Annotated in this window: 18 protein-coding genes; 14 read left to right on the forward strand and 4 right to left on the reverse strand. The window is 71.1% G+C overall.

What is annotated here, in order from left to right:
* Window positions 1–12: 12 nt before the first annotated feature.
* From AW271_RS17915 to AW271_RS17975, 13 genes are all read left to right on the forward strand, one after another.
* Entirely contained in the window at window positions 13–438 is a 426-nt protein-coding gene (locus AW271_RS17915) for a DJ-1/PfpI family protein (protein WP_062338180.1), read from the forward strand.
* A gap of 5 nt (window positions 439–443) precedes the next feature.
* Window positions 444–1484, forward strand: a complete 1041-nt coding sequence (locus AW271_RS17920; protein ID WP_062338189.1) for a phosphotriesterase family protein — start codon at window positions 444–446, stop codon at window positions 1482–1484.
* 8 nt (window positions 1485–1492) lie between these two features.
* Window positions 1493–2158, forward strand: coding sequence for a type 1 glutamine amidotransferase domain-containing protein (locus AW271_RS17925; RefSeq protein WP_157554311.1), 666 nt, complete (start codon window positions 1493–1495; stop codon window positions 2156–2158).
* Between the two features lie 2 nt (window positions 2159–2160).
* Entirely contained in the window at window positions 2161–3096 is a 936-nt protein-coding gene (locus AW271_RS17930) for an amidohydrolase family protein (RefSeq protein ID WP_062338191.1), read from the forward strand.
* 4 nt (window positions 3097–3100) lie between these two features.
* On the forward strand, window positions 3101–4054 hold the full coding sequence (locus AW271_RS17935; protein ID WP_062338193.1) for an acetylxylan esterase: 954 nt from the start codon (window positions 3101–3103) through the stop codon (window positions 4052–4054).
* 108 nt (window positions 4055–4162) lie between these two features.
* The gene (locus AW271_RS17940; protein WP_062338195.1) at window positions 4163–5179 is read left to right on the forward strand and encodes an alcohol dehydrogenase catalytic domain-containing protein; all 1017 of its coding nucleotides are present in this window, start codon (window positions 4163–4165) and stop codon (window positions 5177–5179) included.
* Window positions 5176–5949 carry a class I fructose-bisphosphate aldolase gene (locus AW271_RS17945; RefSeq protein ID WP_063818015.1) on the forward strand — a complete coding sequence of 258 codons (774 nt, stop codon included), beginning with the start codon at window positions 5176–5178 and terminating at the stop codon, window positions 5947–5949. The genes AW271_RS17940 and AW271_RS17945 overlap by 4 nt, the downstream gene beginning before the upstream one ends.
* 15 nt (window positions 5950–5964) lie before the next feature.
* Entirely contained in the window at window positions 5965–7008 is a 1044-nt protein-coding gene (locus AW271_RS17950) for a zinc-dependent alcohol dehydrogenase (RefSeq protein ID WP_062338199.1), read from the forward strand.
* A 15-nt stretch (window positions 7009–7023) separates the two neighbouring features.
* Window positions 7024–8334, forward strand: coding sequence for a xylulokinase (locus AW271_RS17955; RefSeq protein WP_157554315.1), 1311 nt, complete (start codon window positions 7024–7026; stop codon window positions 8332–8334).
* Window positions 8335–8417: 83 nt separating this feature from the next.
* The gene (locus AW271_RS17960) at window positions 8418–9725 is read left to right on the forward strand and encodes an extracellular solute-binding protein (protein ID WP_062338203.1); all 1308 of its coding nucleotides are present in this window, start codon (window positions 8418–8420) and stop codon (window positions 9723–9725) included.
* A complete protein-coding gene (locus AW271_RS17965; RefSeq protein ID WP_062338205.1) occupies window positions 9722–10654 on the forward strand; it encodes a carbohydrate ABC transporter permease in 933 nt (310 codons plus the stop codon). Before AW271_RS17960 ends, AW271_RS17965 begins: the two co-directional genes overlap by 4 nt.
* Window positions 10651–11466, forward strand: a complete 816-nt coding sequence (locus tag AW271_RS17970) for a carbohydrate ABC transporter permease (RefSeq protein WP_062338207.1) — start codon at window positions 10651–10653, stop codon at window positions 11464–11466. Before AW271_RS17965 ends, AW271_RS17970 begins: the two co-directional genes overlap by 4 nt.
* Window positions 11467–11482: 16 nt before the next feature.
* Window positions 11483–12598, forward strand: a complete 1116-nt coding sequence (locus AW271_RS17975; RefSeq protein WP_062338209.1) for a Gfo/Idh/MocA family protein — start codon at window positions 11483–11485, stop codon at window positions 12596–12598.
* On the opposite strand, the gene AW271_RS17980 is transcribed toward AW271_RS17975, so the two are convergent.
* The 4 genes from AW271_RS17980 to AW271_RS17995 are packed head-to-tail and all read right to left on the reverse strand — an operon-like array spanning window position 12585 to window position 16043.
* Complete coding sequence (locus tag AW271_RS17980; RefSeq protein ID WP_062338211.1) at window positions 12585–13850, reverse strand: PP2C family protein-serine/threonine phosphatase; 1266 nt, start codon at window positions 13848–13850, stop codon at window positions 12585–12587. The genes AW271_RS17975 and AW271_RS17980 overlap by 14 nt on opposite strands.
* Entirely contained in the window at window positions 13847–14620 is a 774-nt protein-coding gene (locus AW271_RS17985; RefSeq protein ID WP_062338213.1) for an anti-sigma factor antagonist, read from the reverse strand. Before AW271_RS17985 ends, AW271_RS17980 begins: the two co-directional genes overlap by 4 nt.
* 50 nt (window positions 14621–14670) lie before the next feature.
* The gene (locus AW271_RS17990) at window positions 14671–15264 is read right to left on the reverse strand and encodes a TetR/AcrR family transcriptional regulator (RefSeq protein WP_062338215.1); all 594 of its coding nucleotides are present in this window, start codon (window positions 15262–15264) and stop codon (window positions 14671–14673) included.
* Window positions 15264–16043: a class I SAM-dependent methyltransferase gene (locus AW271_RS17995; protein WP_062338597.1), complete on the reverse strand. Its 780-nt coding sequence runs from the start codon at window positions 16041–16043 to the stop codon at window positions 15264–15266. Before AW271_RS17995 ends, AW271_RS17990 begins: the two co-directional genes overlap by 1 nt.
* Before the next feature lie 55 nt (window positions 16044–16098).
* Here AW271_RS17995 and AW271_RS18000 point away from each other — a divergent pair, with 55 nt between their 5' ends.
* Window positions 16099–17406, forward strand: a complete 1308-nt coding sequence (locus tag AW271_RS18000) for a glycosyltransferase family 39 protein (RefSeq protein ID WP_062338216.1) — start codon at window positions 16099–16101, stop codon at window positions 17404–17406.
* The last annotated feature ends 8 nt before the right edge of the window (window positions 17407–17414 follow it).

A 17414-nucleotide genomic window follows, 5' to 3' on the forward strand; every position in this document is an offset into this window, starting at 1 on the left:
GGAGCCCGAAGAATGTCGCTGGCCCAGCAAAAGGTCGTGGTCCTCGCCTACTCCGGATACCAGGAGCTCGACTTCTGGTATCCGGTGCTGCGCGGCCGCGAGGAGGGCGCGACCGTCCACATCGTGGCCGCCGCCGCGGGGGCGGAGAGCATCCTCGGCTACCCCGTCATCCCCGACACCGACGCCGCCGACCTCGACCCCGCCTCGGTCGACGTGATCATCGCCCCCGGCGTCGCGCCGTGGGACCTCCCCCAGCCGAGCGGCGCGCAGGTCGCCCTGGTCACCGCCGTGCACGCGGCCGGCGGGCGGGTCGCCTCGGTCGGCAACGGCGCGTCGGTGGTCGCCCAGGCCATCGGCGAGCAGGCCGAACGGGTCGTGTCCGCCGACGGCACCAACGACCTCGCCGAGTTGTTCGCCACCATCCGCAGAGGAGTCTGAATCCGATGGAAGTCTTCAGGACCGTTCTGGGCGACGTCTCACCCGAGACGTCCGGCCGGTTCCTCACCCACGAGCACCTCCTCTACGGCTACCCGGGCGCGGAGCTCGACCACCGGACCGTGCTCGACTACGAGAACAACGTCGCGTTCATCGCCAAGCAGGTCGCCGACGGCATGACGGACTGGGGCTTCGGCACGCTCGTCGACATGACCCCGCCGGAGGTCGGCCGCCACCCCGAGCTGATGGCCGAGGTCGCCCGCCGGACCGGCATGAACGTCATCGCGATCACCGGCTTCTTCCCCGAGCGGATGGGCGTGCCCTACTACTGGCGGCGGCAGACGGTCGAGGAGCTGACCGACTTCTTCGTGAAGGACCTCACCGAGGGCATGGTCTTCGCCTGGCAGCAGACGCCGTACAAGGCCGGCGCCATCAAGATCGCGACCGGGCAGGAGAGCGTCACGCCGCAGCCGAGCCCGATCGGGCCGAACGGCCGCCGCATCCACGAGGTCGAGGACAAGGTCATCCGGGCCGCCGGGCGGGCCTCCCGCATCGTCGGCTGCGCGATCAACACGCACACCGACCCGATGGACTACCGCGTCACCAACCCCGGCATCGAGCAGCTCGACATCCTTGAGGAGGAGGGCGCCGACCCGGCCAAGGTGATCATCGGGCACGCCTTCGTCGAGCCCGACGAGGGCCAGCTGCACGAGATCCTCAACCGGGGCGCCAACCTCCAGCTCGACCACATCGGCATCCCGTGGCGCGTCGACACCGTCGAGGAGCTCGACGAGCGCATGGCCAACGCGTTCGTGGGCCTGATCAACGAGGGCTTCACCAGCCAGCTCGTGCTCTCGTACGACCGCTGGTTCTACAACCCGCGCTCCGACGTCACGGAGTCGGACCCGCAGCTCGCCAACGAGCGCGTCGACCTCGGTTACATGTGGACCTCGTTCATCCCGCGCCTGAAGAGCAAGGGCGTGACCGACGCGCAGATCGACGCGATCACCCGCGACAACGCCGCCCGCATCTTCTCCATCAAGGTCTGAGGAACAACGTGGAACTCTCCCAGGCACGCATCGTCGTGCTGGTCGAAAACCTCTACCAGGAGCTGGAGCTCTGGTATCCGGTCCTGCGTTTCCGCGAGGACGGCGCGCAGGTGCGGGTGGTGGGCCCGTCGACGGACGAGGTGTACGCCAGCAAGATCGGCTACCCCGCCCGCGCCGACCTCACCGTGGCCGACGTCGACCTCGACTCGGTCGACGCCGTGATCATCCCGGGCGGCTTCTCGCCCGAGTACCTGCGGCGCAACCCCGCCATGGTGAAGCTGGTCAGGGACGCCGACGCCGGCAACCTGGTCGTGGCGGCCATCTGCCACGCGGGCTGGATGCTGGCCACGGCCGGGATCGTGGCCGGGCGCGACGCGACGTGCGTGGCGACCATCAAGGACGACGTCATCAACGCCGGCGCGAACTTCAGGGACGAACCGGTCGTCGTGGACGGCAACCTGATCACCTCCCGGCTGCCCAACGACCTGCCGGAGTTCTGCGCGGCGATCAAGGACGCGCTCGAAGCGCGGGAGCCGGCCAAGGGCGGCCCGCTCCCGGCCCTCAACGAGCCGCCGAACTCCTCCCCCGCCTACACGGCGACCGCGATCATGAAGAACCGCGCGGCGGGCCCCGGCTCGTCCAACTACCGGGCCTACGCGGTCCTGGACGCGTGACCATGCGCGTCGACGTCCATCACCACGCGATCTTCCCGGCCTACGCCGAGGTGCTGCGGGGGCTCGGGATCGGGGCCCAGCCGGGCGTCGGCCTGCCCGGATGGTCGGTCGGCGCGTCGCTCTCGATGATGGACGACCTGGGCCTCGACCTGGCGGTGTTGTCCGCCGGGTCGCCCGGGTTCTTCTTCGACGGCGACCAGGCGCTCGCCCGGGAGCTCTGCGAGAGCACCAACGCCGACCTGGCCGCGACGGTCGCCGCGCACCCCACCCGGTTCCGGGCGTTCGTCGCGGTGCCGCTGCCGTCGGTGGGCGACGCGCTGCACACGATCGAGCGGTGGGCCGGTCATGACGCGTTCGTCGGCGTCGGCCTGCTGACCAACTACGCGGGCCGGTATCTGGGCGATCCGGCCTTCGAGCCCGTGCTGGCCGAGCTCGACCGGCGGCAGGCGGTGGTGCACGTCCACCCCCAGCTGCCGGTGCACTACCCGGCCGCCGAGCTCCAGCTGCGGCCGTCGCTGATCGAGTACGTCTTCGACACCACCCGGGCCGTCGTCAACCTGCTGCTGAACGGCGCCCACGACCGTTATCCGGGCATCACCTGGATCTTCTCCCATTGCGGCGGCACCGCCCCCTACCTGGCCGGACGTCTCGCCATCGCCGAACCGCTGCCGGAGCTGGAGCAGGTCGGCGAGGGCGGCGTCCACCGGGCGCTCCGGCGGTTCCACTACGACTTCGCCCTGGCCACCACGCCCTACGCGCTCGGCTCGGCGCTGAAGCTGGCCGGTCCGGAACGGTTCCTGATCGGCTCGGACTTCCCGTTCGTCGACGAGAAGACGGTCGCGGCCTGCCTGCGCGAAGCGGCCGACCTGCTGGGCCCAGACCTGACCACCGTCGCCGAGAACAATCCCGCCCGGCTCTTCCCGAACCTGAAGGGGTGAGACAGTGCCGCAGTTCGACCTCCCGCTCCCGCAGCTGCGCGAATACCGCTACCCGGAACCGGAACCGGCCGACTTCGACGCCTTCTGGGCCCGCACCCTCGCCGAACAGCCGTCCGTGGACGTCACCTTCGAGCCCCACGACGCGGGCCTGACCACGGTCGACACCTGGGACGTCACGTTCACCGGCTACGGCGGCGACCCCATCAAGGCGTGGCTGCTGCTGCCCGCGAACAGGACCGGCCCCGTCCCGACGGCGGTCGAATATCTCGGGTACGGCTCGGGGCGCGGCCTCCCGATCGAGTCCCTGGCCTATGTGTCGTCGGGTTTCGGCCACTTCGTCATGGACACCCGGGGTCAGGGCAGCTCGTGGCGGGCCGGCGACACCGGCGACCCGTCGGCGACTGGCCCGGCCGTGCCCGGCTATATGACACGGGGCATCCTCGACCCGGACGACTACTACTACCGCCGCCTCTACACCGACGCCGTGAGAGCCGTCGACGCGGTCAGGGAGCACCCCGGCGTGGCCGAGGTGGCCGTCACCGGCAGATCCCAGGGCGGCGCGTTGTCGCTGGTCGTGGCCGGTCTGCGCGACGACGTCGCCGGAGCGATCCCGCACGTGCCGTTCCTGTCGGCGTTCCGCCGGGGCACCGCGATCACCGAACGGGAGCCCTACGCCGAGATCGTGCGCTGGTGCTCGATCCACCGCACGAAGTGGGAGCGGGCGTTCGCCACGCTCGCCTACTTCGACGCCACCGCCTTCGCGGCGCGGGCGACCTGCCGTGGTTCGTTCTCGGTCGCGCTGATGGACGGCGTCTGCCCGCCTTCCACCGTGTACGCCGCCTTCAACGCCTACCAGGGCCCGAAGGACATCACGGTGTGGCCGTACAACAACCACGAGGGCGGCGGCCCCGAGGACCAGCTCAGAACCGTCCGGGTGCTCCGCGAACTCTTCCGATAACACCAAATCGTGACAAACGGAGCCTTGTTCGGCTCTGTAACACGAGGCAACATTTCAAACCTGCCAGACAAGCAGGCAGCCTGACCGGCTGCTGGGAAAGGGGTCGGCGTGAAATCAGCTCTGCTGTACGGCCACAACGACCTGCGTGTAGAGAACCGGCCCGACCCGAAGGCGGGCGAGGGCCAGGCCGTCATCAGGATTCACGCCTCGGGCGTCTGCCCCAGCGACATCCGCAGCTACACCGCCGCGACGGCCGCCAAGCGCGACCCGTGGACGCCCGGCCACGAGATCGCCGGCGTCGTGACGGAACTCGGCGGCGGCGACACCGGAGACCTCCAGGTCGGCGACCGGGTCGCGGTCGACTGGCGCGGCGTCTGCGGCCGCTGCCACCAGTGCGTCAGGGGCGCGGCCAACTTCTGCGAGAACCTGATCAAGTACCCGATCGCCGGTTTCGCCGAGGCGACCGTCATGCCGGTGGAGCAGCTCAGCAAGCTCCCCGACGGCGTCGGCTTCGAGTCGGCCAGCTTCGCCGAACCGCTGGCCTGCGTCGTCAACGCCCACCGCGCGCTGCCGCTGCCGCTGACCGAGAACGTGCTGGTCGTCGGGGCCGGCCCGATCGGCCTGCTGCACACCCAGGTCGCCCGGGCGCGGGGCGGCCGGGTCATCGTCACCGACCTGAAGGCCGACCGGCTGAAGGTCGCCCAGCAACTCGGCGCGCACGACGTCGCCGAGGCCGCGAACCAGCGGGAGGCGGTGCTCGACCTCACCGGCGGACGCGGCGCCGACGTCGTGATCGTCACGGTCGGCGTCCCGGCGGTCATCGAGGCCGCGTTCGGCCTGGTGGCCAAGAACGGCGTGGTCAACCTGTTCGCCGGCACCCACCCGAAGGGGGCCATCGCCCTCAACCCCGACGTGCCCCACTACGACCAGGTCTCCGTCAACGGCAGCCACGACTTCATCCCCAACGACTTCGCGACCGCCCTGCGCCTGCTCCGGTTCGGCCACGTCGACGTCGCCCCGCTGATCAGCCACCGGTTCCCGCTCGACGCGGTCGCCGAGGCCTTCGAAACGACGAAACAGCAACTGGGCCTGAAGTCCCTGGTTGTCGCAGAAGGAGAGAAATGAGCACCCACTGGCCCCGCCGTCGTATGCACCACGTCTTCGCCCCCGACGGGCGGGCCGTGATCGCCGCCATGGACGCCGGGATCACCAAGGGCGTCGCCCCCGGCCTTGAGCGGGGCCGCGCCGCGGTCAAGCGCATCGTCGACGGCGGCGTCGACGCGATCCTGGCCACCATCGGCCTGGCCCGCGCGGCGGCCGACGAGCTCGGCGGCACCGGCCTCATCCTGGCCCTCGACAGCGAGATCCCCTCGGCGCGGTACGGCGTCGAGCAGGCCGTCCGGTGGGGGGCCGACGCGCTGGAGCTCAAGGTGTTCCCGGGCAACCCCGAGGTCACCAAGATGGGCGAGCTGCGCGAACTCTGCGCCGAGGGCGACAAGTGGGGCATGCCGGTGATGGCCGAGCCGATCCCCGTCGGCTTCAAGGCGCTGGAGGCCCACACGCTGGCCAACATCGCCCACGGCGCGCGGGTGTCGGCCGAGGCGGGCGCCGACTTCGTGAAGGCCCAGTACACCGGCACCCCCGAGGAGTACCGCGAGGTCGTCGAGGGCTGCTTGGTCCCGGTGCTCGCGCTCGGCGGCCCGATGAAGCCGACCCCGCTGCACGCGCTGCAGATGGCCCACGACGCGATCCAGGCCGGGGCGAGCGGCGTCGTCTACGGCCGCAACATCGTCGAAGCCGAACGCCCCGACCGCATGGTCGCGGCCCTGGTCGAGATCGTGCACGGCGGCGCGAGCGTCGACGTGGCCGCCAAGCACCTCAACATCCCTCTCTGAGAAGGAGCCGACGAGATGATGCGTGCCGCCGTCTTCCACGGCGGCCGGGACATCCGGATCGAGGAGATGCCGATCCCGCTGCCCGGCCCCCGTGAGGTGCTGGTGCGGGTGGGCGCGGCCGGGGTCTGCGGCAGCGACGTGCTGGCCTTCCGCGGCCAGGGCCCGTGGCAGCACAACCCCGAGAAGCCCGGCCGGGACGGTCACGAGCTGGCCGGCGAGATCGCCGCGCTCGGTTCGGAGGTCACCGGCCTGGCCGTCGGCCAGCGGGTCGCCGTCGAACCGAAGCACCTCATCGCCTGCGGCCAGTGCCCGCCCTGCCGCAACGGCCGGTCGCACCTGTGCCGCCGACGGGGCTACGTCGGCGACGTCCACGTGACCAGCGAGGGCTTCGCCGAATACGACCTGGCCCCCGCCGAGCGTGTCCACGTGTTGCCGGACGCGGTCTCCCTCGCGGCGGGGGCCGTCCTCGACTGCTACGCGTGCGGCGTGCACACCCACAACCTGGTGCGGACGCCCGCCGGGAGCAGGGCGGTCGTGCTGGGCAGCGGCACGATGGGCCTGACCATGGGCCAGGTGCTGCGCGCCCACGGGATCGAGGTCCTGCTCACCGGCACCGCCAAGGAGTTCCTCGACCTGGCGCTGGAGGCGGGCGCCGCCGACGAGGTGGCCTTCGCCCACGACGCGCGCGGAAAGATCGAGGACTTCACCCAGGGCAAGGGCGCCGACCTGGTCGTCGACGCCGTCGCCATCCCGAACGTGACGCTCCAGCAGGCGGTCGAGTCGGTCGCCGAGGGCTCCCCGATCTGCGTGCTCGGCGTCTACCCGACCCCGCCGCGTGTCGAGCCCCACGTCGCCTACGTGAAGGAGGCGTCCATCCACTGGTCCAACAGCTACGGCCCCGGCGCGTACGCCGAGGCGCTGCGGCTGGTGGCCGAGGGCCGGGTCGCGGCCGATCCGCTCATCACCCACCGGTTCCCGCTCGACCGGATCGTCGAGGCGTTCACCGCCGCCGACGAGAAGGAGCGGTCGCTGGCCATGAAGGTCCTGATCGAGCCCTAGAAGGAGGTGACCGGCATGCACGTCCTGGCGATCGACCAGGGGTCGAGCGGCGCGAAGGCCGCCGTCGTCGACGGCGAGGGCCGCATCGTCGCCATGACCTCGCGGCGCACGCCGGTCGACCACCCCGAGACGACCGCCGTGCAGGCCGACCCCGAGATGTGGTGGCGGGCGCTGGTCTGGTGCGTCTCCCGGCTGCCGCTCGAAAACGTACGAGCGGTCGCGATCTCCGGGTTCATGCACACGGTCGTGCCGGTCACCGACGAGGGCAAGGTCACCGGGCCCGCGCTGCTGTGGCCCGACCAGCGTCCGGCCGGGCCGAGCGCGGCCGACCGGGTGGCGTGGTGGGCCGGGCACGACCCGCTGGCCCTGCTGACCAGGTGGTACCTGCCGGTCAAGGACTTCCTGCGGATGCGGCTCACCGGCGAGTTCGGCACCGACCGCTACGAGGCGAGCGGCACCGGCTTCCTGCGCGACGGCGGCTGGTCTCCGGCGGTCGCCTACGACGCCGGCGTCTCCGTGGCGAAACTCCCGCCGATCGGCGAACCGCTCGACATCGCCGGGACGGTCACGAAGGAGGCCGCCGCCGCGACCGGGCTCGCCGAAGGCACCCCCGTCGTCATGGGCACCGGCGACTGGATGGCCACCCTGCTCGGCGCGTCGGCCGTGCTGCCGCACAGGGTCTGCGTCTATCTCGGCACGGCCGGCGCGGTCGGCGGCTTCGCCTCCGCCGAATCCGCCGCCGCGCTGACCGAGCCCCGGTGTTTCGCCGCCGCGACCTCGACGGGGTCGGCGCTCGACTGGATCGGCGGGCTGACCGGCAGAGGAGCCCCCGAAGCGGTCGCGGCGGCGGAGTCGGCGCCGCCCGGATCACGCGGGGTGGTGTTCCTGCCCCACCTGATGGGTGAACGCGGCCTGGGTCACGACCCCTCGGCGCGGGGGTCGGTGCACGGTCTGACCCTGGCCCATGGCGCCCCCGATCTGGCGAGAGCCGTCATCGAAGGAACCTCCTACTGGCTGAGAGTGATCGCCGGCGCGGCGCTGGACCAGCACGGCGAGGCGGAACTGGTCGCGGTCGGCGGCGGCGCCCGCAGCGACCTCTGGTTGCGCGTCCTCGCGGCCGTGCTGAAGCGCGACCTGACGGTCCCCGAGACGACCGAGGCCGGGCTCCTCGGCACGGCCATGATCGCCCACCGGGCGCTGACCGGTCAGGCGTCCCACGAGCGGTGGACACGGGTCGCCAGGACCGTGCCCGCCGATCCGAACCTGGCGAACGTGTACGAACCGCTCTTCGAGGAGTTCCTCCACCTGGAGGAACGCCACCGGTAGCCCTCGGGCTGCCCGACCCAGAACCGATGCGCACGGGGGGCGCTCATACACCGCTTTCGCGACCGCCATTGCCAGGAGAAGAAATGCAACGACCGTGGAACAGCGCACTCAAGGTCATCACCGCCACGTCGGCGGCGGCCGCACTCATGCTCGCCTCGGCCTGCGGCGCGGACGACGCCGCGGAGGGCAACGCCACCGGTGAGGTCACCGGCGCCATCGACGTGTGGATGGGCGACCCGATCGGCGCCGCCCAGCAGCCGACGATCGTCCAGCTCGCCAAGGACTACGAGACCGCCCACCCCGGCACCAAGGTGAACCTCCGGTTCCTCGGCGCCGACGCGCACAAGACCTACCTGACCAGCATCGCCGGCGGCACCGTGCCCTGCGTCGCGCTCATCGGCAACACGTGGAGCCCGGAGTTCGCCGGCCTCCAGGCCCTGGAGCCGATCGCGCAGGACCCGGCGTCGATGAAGGGCGTCTACACCCAGAGCATGATCGACTCGACCGTGCTCGACGGCGTCTCCTACGCGGTGCCCTACGACACCGGGGTGCGGGCGCTCATCTACCGCAAGGACCTGTTCGACAAGGCCGGCCTGGCGGCCCCCAAGACCTGGGACGACGTGCTGAGCTCGGCGACCAGGGTGCAGCAGGACAACCCCGGCGTCAACGGCTTCGGCATCGTCGGCGGCAACCAGTGGTACTGGCTGCCGATGATCTGGAACTGGGGCGGCGAGATCGCCACCCAGGAGGGCGGCGCCTGGAAGGCCAAGGTCGACTCGCCCGAGGCGGTCGCGGCCTTCACCTTCTACGCCGACCTGCTGACCAAGCACAAGCTGGCCCCCGAAGGGGCGGCCACCTGGCAGGGCGCCGACGCGTCGAAGGCGTTCGCGCTCGGCCAGATCGGCATGATGGTCGGCGGCTCGTGGGACCTGAAGACGATCCTCGCGCAGAACCCCGGGATGGAGCAGCAGCTCGGCACCGCGCCGCTGCCCGCCGGTCCCGGCGGCAACAACGACACCTTCGCGGGCGGCAGCAACCTGGCCATCTTCAAGGGGTGTGACAACAAGGCGACCGCCAAGAGCTTCGTCGACTTCCTGATGAAGACCGACAACCTCGTCCCGGTCACCACCAAGATCGGTCTCCTCCCGGCGACCGTCGACGCCCTGGAGAAGGAGCGCACCAGCGGTTCGTTCTCCACCCCGCTGCTGCGGGCCTACGCCGAGCAGGCGCCGAACACGCGGTCGATCCCGCCGGTGGCCACGTGGGGCAAGGTCGAGGGCACCGGGGCCATCGTCAACGCGATGCAGGCGATCATGAACGGGCAGAAGACGCCCGACGCGGCCATGCAGGAACTGGCCTCGCAGATTGACGCCGCGATCGGACAACAATGACCTCTACCACCACCGGGCGGGCGGGCCACTCGGTCGCGCCCGCCCGGGCAGGGCTGAGATGGGACCGCTTCGCACTGCCCAGCCTGCTGCTCGCCCCTCTCCTGGCCGTGATCCTGGGAGTGGTCGGCTACCCCATCGTCCGGACCGTCTGGCTCTCGTTCCACGAGGGCGAATACCTGATGACCGGGGCCTTCAACGGCGTCGACAACTACACGGAGATCTTCGGCGACCCCTACTTCCTCGCCGCGCTCCTGCGCACGACGGTCTTCGCGGTCGTCTGCGTGGTCACCACGCTGCTGATCAGCCTGGCCATCGCGCTGGTCCTGGACGCCGGGTCGTGGGCGGCCAGGATCGTCACGGTGGTCGTGCTGCTGCCCTGGGCGATGCCCCGGGTGGCCAGCGGCATCATCTGGAAGTGGATGTTCAACGACCAGTACGGCATCGCCAACTGGTTGCTGGTCTCCCTCGGGTTCGACTCGTTCAGGGGCTACGCCTGGTTCAACGACGGCTTCGCCTCGCTGGTCGCCATCACGATCGCCGTGGTCTGGCACTCGGTGCCGTTCATCGCGATCTCGATGCTGGCCGGGCTGCGCGCGACGCGGGGTGAGGTGCTGGAGGCGGCCCGGGTCGACGGCGCGGGCTTCTACCAGCAGCTGATCAGGGTGCGGCTGCCGATGATGAAGCCGCTGCTGACGATCCTCGGCGTGATGTCGACGATCTTCGCGTACCAGTCGTTCGACCACTTCCTGGTGATGACCACCCCGCCCGGCGGGCCCAGCCACAGCACCGAGGTGCTGTCGCTGCTGACCTGGCTGCAGGCGTTCACCGTGCTCGACCAGGGGGTCGCGGCGGCGATGGCCGTCGTCACGTTCGTGCTGCTGGCCGGGATCACCGCCGTCTACGTGAGGTTGTCGAAGGAGGGCGCATGACCCGGAGATTGATCGTCTATCCGGCGATGGTGCTCATCTGCGTGGCGAGCCTGTTCCCGTTCTTCTGGATGATCGTCACCTCGCTCAAGCCGGACACCGAGATCTTCACGGTGTCTCCGCAGTTCATCCCGCACGAGCCGATCCTGTCGCGCTACACCGAGTTGTTCTCCGGGGCGATCCCGCGCCAGTTCCTCAACTCGCTGCTGGTCGCCGGGGTCACCACGGTCGTCACCGGGCTGATCGCGCTGCTGGCGGGCTACGCGCTGGCGCGGTTCAACGTGCCGATGAAGCGCTACCTGCTGATCGTGATCCTGTCGATCCAGATGCTGCCGCAGACGGTGCTGGTCATCCCGCTGTTCGTGGTGCTGCGCAACACCGACCTGCTCGGCACCTACCAGGGGCTCGTGTTGTCGCACCTGGCGCTGACGGTGGGGCTGGCGACGTACATGCTGCGCAGTTTCTTCATGGACATCCCGGTCTCCCTGGAGGAGTCGGCGATGGTCGACGGCGCCTCGCGGATGAAGGCCGTGCGGCTCGTCGTGTTCCCGCTCGTCTGGCCGGGGCTGGCGGCCAGTTCGATCTACGGGTTCATCACGTCGTGGAACGAGCTGATGTTCTCGGCGACGTACATGCAGCAGTCGTCGCGGGAGACGCTCCCGGTCGCGCTGCAGCAGTTCTTCTCCAGCTACTACTCCGACTGGGGCGGCGTCATGGCGGCCAGCGTGATCTTCACGATCCCGGTCGTCGTGTTCTTCCTGCTGGTCCAGAAGCGCCTCATGCAGGGCATGGTCGCGGGCGCGGTCAAGGGTTGAGAAAGGGTTGTGTCTGATGTTGAAGCTCGGGGTCCTCGGGGTCGGGGCGATCGCCACGGTCGACTACGGGGTGCTGCCCAACCTGCACCACATCGCCGACAAGGTGGAGCTGGTCGCGCTGTGCGACCCGGTGGAGGAGCGCACCGCCGCCGCCGCGAAGAGGTTCGGCGCGCGGGAGACCTACGCCACGCTCGACGAGATGCTCGACGCGTCGGACGTCGACCTGGTGCTCAACCTGACCCCCATCCCGGCCCACGGCGCGACCTCGCTCAAGATCCTGGAGGCGGGCAAGCACCTGGCGACCGAGAAGCCGCTGGCCACCACGATGGAGGAGGCCGACGCCCTGATCGAGCTGGCCGCCGCGAGCGGCCTGAAGATCGTCTGCTCGCCGCCCAACATGCTCTACCCGAGCCGCATCGAGGCGGCCCGGCTGATCCGCGAGGGCGTCATCGGCAAGGTCGCGTTCGCCAAGGTCAGGGCCAGCCACGGCGGCCCGGCCTCGATGATGAACTGGCCGACCGACCCGACGTGGTTCTACCAGGAGGGCTCCGGCCCGCTGTTCGACGTCGGCGTCTACGGCATCCACGAGATGCTCGGCCTGCTCGGCCCGGCCAGGCGGGTGTCGGCGTTCTCGGGCGTCACCGAGCCGACCCGGGTGGTGCGCTCCGGCCCGTACGCCGGCAAGGAGATCACCGTCACCACCGACGACAACACCCTGATCATGCTCGACTTCGGCGGCGGCACCTTCGCGGTCGTCGACGGCACCTTCAACGTGAACGCCGCCAAGGGCCCCCGGCTGGAGGTCTTCGGGCGTGCGGGCACCCTGAACCTGCCCAACAACCTGCCGGTCAACGGCGGCCGGGGCATCGACCTGTTCCTGCTGGAGGCCGCCGCCGGGCTGAGCGGCTGGGTCGACCTCGACCTCGCCCACCTGGAACCGGCCCAGCAGCGGGTCGACAAGCTGCGCCGGGCGCTGCTCGTCGACCATCTCGCCGACGTGGTGAACGGCACCGCCGAGGAGGTCATGGGCGGCGACGTCGCCCGCCACGCGCTGGAGATCATGCTGAAGGCGCACGAGTCGGCCCGGACCGGTCAGGCCCTGGAGCTCACGACCACCTTCAACTGGTCGTGACGACCAGCAGGGCGATGTCGTCTTCGTGGGCGCGGACGTCGACCAGCTCCTCGACGAGCCGGTCGGCGACCGCGTCGAGGTCGGCGAGGTCGCGGGTGCCCTGCCACAGCGCCTTCAGCACGCCCATGCCGGCGTCGATCGCCCGGTCGCGCCGCTCGACCAGGCCGTCGGTGTAGAGGAGCAGCCTGGTGCCGGCCGGGAAGGGCACCTTGTGCTCGACGTAGTTGTAGTCGACGACGCCCAGCGGCGGCCCCGCGCCGTCGTCGAGGAACCGGTAGGGCCCGCCGGGCACGTCGAGCAGCATCGGCAGCTGGCCCGCGTTCGCCCAGGTCAGGGTCTCGGCATGGGCGTCGTAGACGGCCAGGCAGCAGGTCACCAGGCGGGCCCGGTCGGCGGCCCGCAACACCACGGCCGACTGGCGCAGGATCTCGCCGGGCGACATGTGGCTGACCGCCAGGGCGCGCACGGCCGTGCGCATCTGCCCCATCACGGCGGCGGCCTGGATGCCCTTGCCCATGACGTCGCCGACCACGAGCGCGACCCGGCCCTCGTCGATCGGGATCAGGTCGACCCAGTCGCCGCCGACGTCGATGCCGCGCGCCGGATAGTAACGCCAGGCGTGCCGCACCCCGTGGACGTGCGGCAACGGCGAGAGCAGGCTGCGCTGCAACTCCACGGCGGCGTCGCGGTGCCGCTGGTAGAGGCGCGCGTTGTCCATGGCGACGGCGGCCTGCGCGGCCACGCCGGAGGCGAGCTGCTCGTGGCGGGCGGTGAACATGCCCACCTCGGGGTGGCCGAAGAAGAACCCGCCGAGCACCTCACCCGACGGTGAGATCACCGGCACCGCGAGGTAGCTGCGCACGTCGAGGTGGCCCTTGGGCATGCCGTGGTAGGGCGGGTTCTGGCCGTAGCGGGGGTCGGCGCGCACGTCGTGCATGCGGATGACGCCCTCGCCCTGGAACGTGGGGTCGAACACCTTGGTGTTGCGCGGCATCGGGAAACCCTCGAACGCGCTGCGGGGGACGCCGGAGAGCACGTACAGGAAGTAGCTCTCGCCGTTCATGTCGTAGACGTTGTAGAAGAACGAGCCGAAGGCGGCCCCGGTCAGCGAAGTCGCGGCGTCGCAGGCGGTGCGCACGATCCGAGGGAGGTCGAGGTCGGCGGCGAGCGCGCGGCCGACCTCGTGGAGGGTCTCGACGAGCCGGGTCTCCTCCTGGAGCCGCTCGATCAGGTCGTCGAGTTCGTGGGTCATGAGCCGGCCCGGTGCTCGGAGAGGAGGTTCAACGCCTCCTCAGCGTTGTCGCGGACGGCCAGCACGGTGAGGCTCCCGGTCAGTTTGAGCAGCCGCTCGAGTGGGCCGGTCACGCCGGCCAGCACCATCAGCCCGCCCAGTTCGCGGGCCGCGACGGTGGAGACGAGGAGCACCCGCAGCCCGCTGGAGTCGCAGAACCCGACCCCGGACAGGTCGGCCGCGATGTGGGTGCGGCCGGAGGTGAGCAGGTCGTTGACCACCGCGTGCAGCTGCGGCGAGGTGATCACGTCGAGGTCGCCGGAGACGGTCACCAGCGGCCCGGCCGACCGGTGGGTCACGGCCACGCCGAGGCGCTGCTGCGCGCCGCCCCGGGGTTTGATCGAGTCGTCGTCGTTGACGTTCATGCGCATCTCCACCCGGGAGCCGCCGTCGCCCTGCTCGATCGTCAGCTGGTCGCAGACCTCGCTCATGAGCCACAGGCCGAAGCCGCGGCGGCCGTCGAGCGAGGGCCGGGCAGGACTGAGGTGGGCGGGGGTGAGCCGGCCCGCCAGGTCGGTCACCTCCACGACGACCTGGCCGTCTTCCAGCCAGATCCGGACGGTGCCGTGCCCGTCGCCGTGCTCCAGCACGTTGACCACCGCCTCGTTGGCGGCGAACACGAGGTCATGGAGCCGGGCTCCGGCGAGCCCGGCGCCCGAGGCGAACGCGTCGATGCGGTCACGCATCGACCCGACGTCGTCGGTGATCGGCCAGGCCCCGGGCAGGTTCACGGGCACCTCAACGAGCTTCGCACCATTACACGACTGTATCGCGGGCTTCGTCACCGCACCCGGATCCCACCGAGGACGATGGTGACCAGGTCCTCCGCGAACCCCTCGGGCACCACGACCGGATCGCGCAGGGTGACCTCGTGACAGGCCCCGATGATCATCGTCGCGGCGGCCGCGACCGGCGCGTCCGCCGCGAGTTCCCCCGCCTCCTGCCGCCGCCACAGATAGGCGGCGAGCTGGTCGCGCAGCCCCAGCCCACCCGCCGTGGGGTTGCCGAGCCCGGCGAACCGTTCGAGCACCTCGGGCGCCACGTTCGCGAACGCCGGCACGATGACCAGGTGCAGGTCAAGAGCCCTTTTCGTGTACGCGAGCAGCGCCCGCCCCACCTCCTCGCCGTCGCCGGGCAGCGGCGGCAGACCGCGCTCCGCGGCTTTGACGTGGCCGTGCAGACCGAGGGCGAGCAGCTCCTCCTTGTCGGCGAAGTGGTTGTAGAGCACCCCGGTGGCCACCTCGGCCTCCCGGGCGATCTCGCGCACGGTCAGCCCGCCGGCGCCGCGCCGGGCGATCAGCCGGGCGGCGGCGTCGACCAGGTGGTCGCGCAGATCGACCCCGGCCTCCACGGCCCGCGCCCGGCGCGGCGCCATCACGGCCGCACCGCGCCGACCAGCAGCGCCGCGCCGTCGAGCAGCACGCCGTCGGGGGTCTCGAAGGCGCGCAGCACCGGGAGCAGCCGCTCGGCCGCGCCCTCTCCGGCCTGGTGCCGGATCGGCCCCCAGGCCCCCAGGAACGCCGCCGCGTCGGCGGCGTCGGCGCCCCAGTTCTGCGGCGCGTGGACCGGACGGGTGACGACGCCGGCGAACCCGGCCTCGGTGAGCACCCGTTCGACCGTCTCGGGGTCGCCCAGGGAGAGGGGTCCGGCGTCCGGCGGCCCGGCGGGGAGGCCGAGGGCCGCGACGACGTGGGCCAGGTCGCCGTAACCGCGCATCGACAAAAAGGTGAGCCGCCCGCCCGGCGCGAGCGCCCGGCCGATGTTGGCGAAGGCGGCGACGGGATCGCCGAAGAACATGATCCCGAATCTACTGAGGGCCAGGTCGAACGACGAATCGGGGAACGGGTGCACCTGCGCGTCACCCCGCACGTACGACACGTCTCCCTCGCCGGTGAGCTCGCGGGCGGTGGCCAGCATCGGCCCCGACAGGTCGACGCCCAGGGCGGAGGCCGCCGTGCGCGCGGCCAGCCGGGTGGTCCGCCCGGTGCCGCACCCGATGTCCAGGACCCGGTCGCCGGGCCGGACGGCGTCGAGGAGGAACGGGTTGAAGGCGTCGTTGACGGCGTTGTAGCGGTCGGCGTGGGCGGCCCAGTGGGCGCCCTCGTAGCCGTTCCAGGCTGCGGCCTGATGGGTGTTCACAATCGATGAACGCATGTTCATGAACGTATGTTCATCTTCACTTTCCGGTCAAGTGGTATGAATGAGCGCCATGACGACGGCCCTGACCGAAGCCCCGGCCACACCGCTGACCAGGCGGCACGCCGAAGCGACGGCCGCCGTCGTCGCGCTGCTCGCCGGGTTGTGGAACGTCTGGGTGCCGTCGTTCTGGCGCGACGAGTCGGTCTCCGCGCTGGCCGCCTCCCGCCCGATCGGCGAGGTGTGGGACCTGCTCGGCCACATGGACCGGGTGCACGCCCTCTACTACCTGCTGCTGCGGCCGGTGGCGTGGATCTCCACGTCGGAGTTCGCGCTCCGGCTGCCCTCGGTGCTGGCCATGGCCGCCGCGGCCTACGGCATCGCCGCCATCGGACGCCACCTCGCCTCGGCCCGGGTCGGCCTGCTGGCCGGGCTGGTCTTCGCGGCGCTGCCGATGGTGAGCCGCTACGCCCAGGAGGCCCGGTCGTACGCGATCGTGACCGTGCTGGCGGTGCTGGCGACCTGGTTGCTGGTGACCCGGCGGCACCACGTGCTCTACGCGGTCGTCATCGTGCTGCTGGGGTGGTCGCACGTCTACGGGCTGCTGCTGGTGGTGGCGCACCTGTTCGTCGCGCCCGACCGGCGGCGTTTCGTGCAGGCCATGCTGATCGCGGCCGCGGGGCTGGCGCCGCTGGCGGTGCTGGCGGCCGGGCAGCGGGGCGTGCAGCTCGGGTGGCTGAACCCGCCCACGTGGGCGGCCCTGCCGGCCTTCGCCCAGGAGGTCATGGGCAGCAGGTGGGCGATCGTGCCGCTGCTGGGGCTGGCCGCGTTCGGCGCGCGGGGCGCGCTGGGCCGGGTCGCCGGGGCGTGGGCGCTGCTGATCCCGCTGTCGATGCTGATCTCGCTGGTCTATCCGATCTACAGCCCTCGCTACGTGTTGTTCGCCCTCCCCGGGCTGGCGCTGCTGGCGGGGGCGGGGCTCGACCGGCTGCGGCCGAGGCCGCTGACCTGGATCGCGCTGGCGCTGCTGGTGGCCCTGACGGTGCCCAAGCATTTGTGGCTCCGCGCGCCCGACCACCGGCCCGACGACCTGCGGTCGATGGCCGCCGCCCTGCTCGAACGGGTGCGGCCGGGCGACCGGGTGCTGTACGTCGATCCCGCCTACGAGTGGTTCGTGGGGGTGTACGCGGAGCCGTACCGGAAACTGACTGCGCCGAGCGGGGAGGACGAGCGGGTCTGGGTGGTGTCCGGCGGGCGGCACCACCAGAACAGCGCCTTCGTCGAGACCGACCCGGGCTATCTCGACCTGCAGAAGCACTACCGGGCCCGCTACTACAAGGACTTCGGGTATTCGTGGTTCGCCCTCTACCAGAGGCGATAGAGGGCGAA

Source organism: Herbidospora sakaeratensis, from assembly GCF_001570525.1.
GTDB classification, from domain to species: domain Bacteria; phylum Actinomycetota; class Actinomycetes; order Streptosporangiales; family Streptosporangiaceae; genus Herbidospora; species Herbidospora sakaeratensis.

Excerpts from the sequence above, each read along its gene's own strand:
- AW271_RS17960 (WP_062338203.1), top strand. The coding sequence starts at position 8,418 with ATGCAACGACCGTGGAACAGCGCACTCAAGGTCATCACCGCCACGTCG.
- AW271_RS17965 (WP_062338205.1), top strand. The coding sequence starts at position 9,722 with ATGACCTCTACCACCACCGGGCGGGCGGGCCACTCGGTCGCGCCCGCC.
- AW271_RS17970 (WP_062338207.1), top strand. The coding sequence starts at position 10,651 with ATGACCCGGAGATTGATCGTCTATCCGGCGATGGTGCTCATCTGCGTG.
- AW271_RS17950 (WP_062338199.1), top strand. The coding sequence starts at position 5,965 with ATGATGCGTGCCGCCGTCTTCCACGGCGGCCGGGACATCCGGATCGAG.
- AW271_RS17915 (WP_062338180.1), top strand. The coding sequence starts at position 13 with ATGTCGCTGGCCCAGCAAAAGGTCGTGGTCCTCGCCTACTCCGGATAC.
- AW271_RS18000 (WP_062338216.1), top strand. The coding sequence starts at position 16,099 with ATGACGACGGCCCTGACCGAAGCCCCGGCCACACCGCTGACCAGGCGG.
- AW271_RS17990 (WP_062338215.1), bottom strand. The coding sequence starts at position 15,264 with ATGGCGCCGCGCCGGGCGCGGGCCGTGGAGGCCGGGGTCGATCTGCGC.
- AW271_RS17995 (WP_062338597.1), bottom strand. The coding sequence starts at position 16,043 with ATGCGTTCATCGATTGTGAACACCCATCAGGCCGCAGCCTGGAACGGC.
- AW271_RS17980 (WP_062338211.1), bottom strand. The coding sequence starts at position 13,850 with ATGACCCACGAACTCGACGACCTGATCGAGCGGCTCCAGGAGGAGACC.
- AW271_RS17930 (WP_062338191.1), top strand. The coding sequence starts at position 2,161 with ATGCGCGTCGACGTCCATCACCACGCGATCTTCCCGGCCTACGCCGAG.
- AW271_RS17920 (WP_062338189.1), top strand. The coding sequence starts at position 444 with ATGGAAGTCTTCAGGACCGTTCTGGGCGACGTCTCACCCGAGACGTCC.
- AW271_RS17955 (WP_157554315.1), top strand. The coding sequence starts at position 7,024 with ATGCACGTCCTGGCGATCGACCAGGGGTCGAGCGGCGCGAAGGCCGCC.
- AW271_RS17975 (WP_062338209.1), top strand. The coding sequence starts at position 11,483 with ATGTTGAAGCTCGGGGTCCTCGGGGTCGGGGCGATCGCCACGGTCGAC.
- AW271_RS17945 (WP_063818015.1), top strand. The coding sequence starts at position 5,176 with ATGAGCACCCACTGGCCCCGCCGTCGTATGCACCACGTCTTCGCCCCC.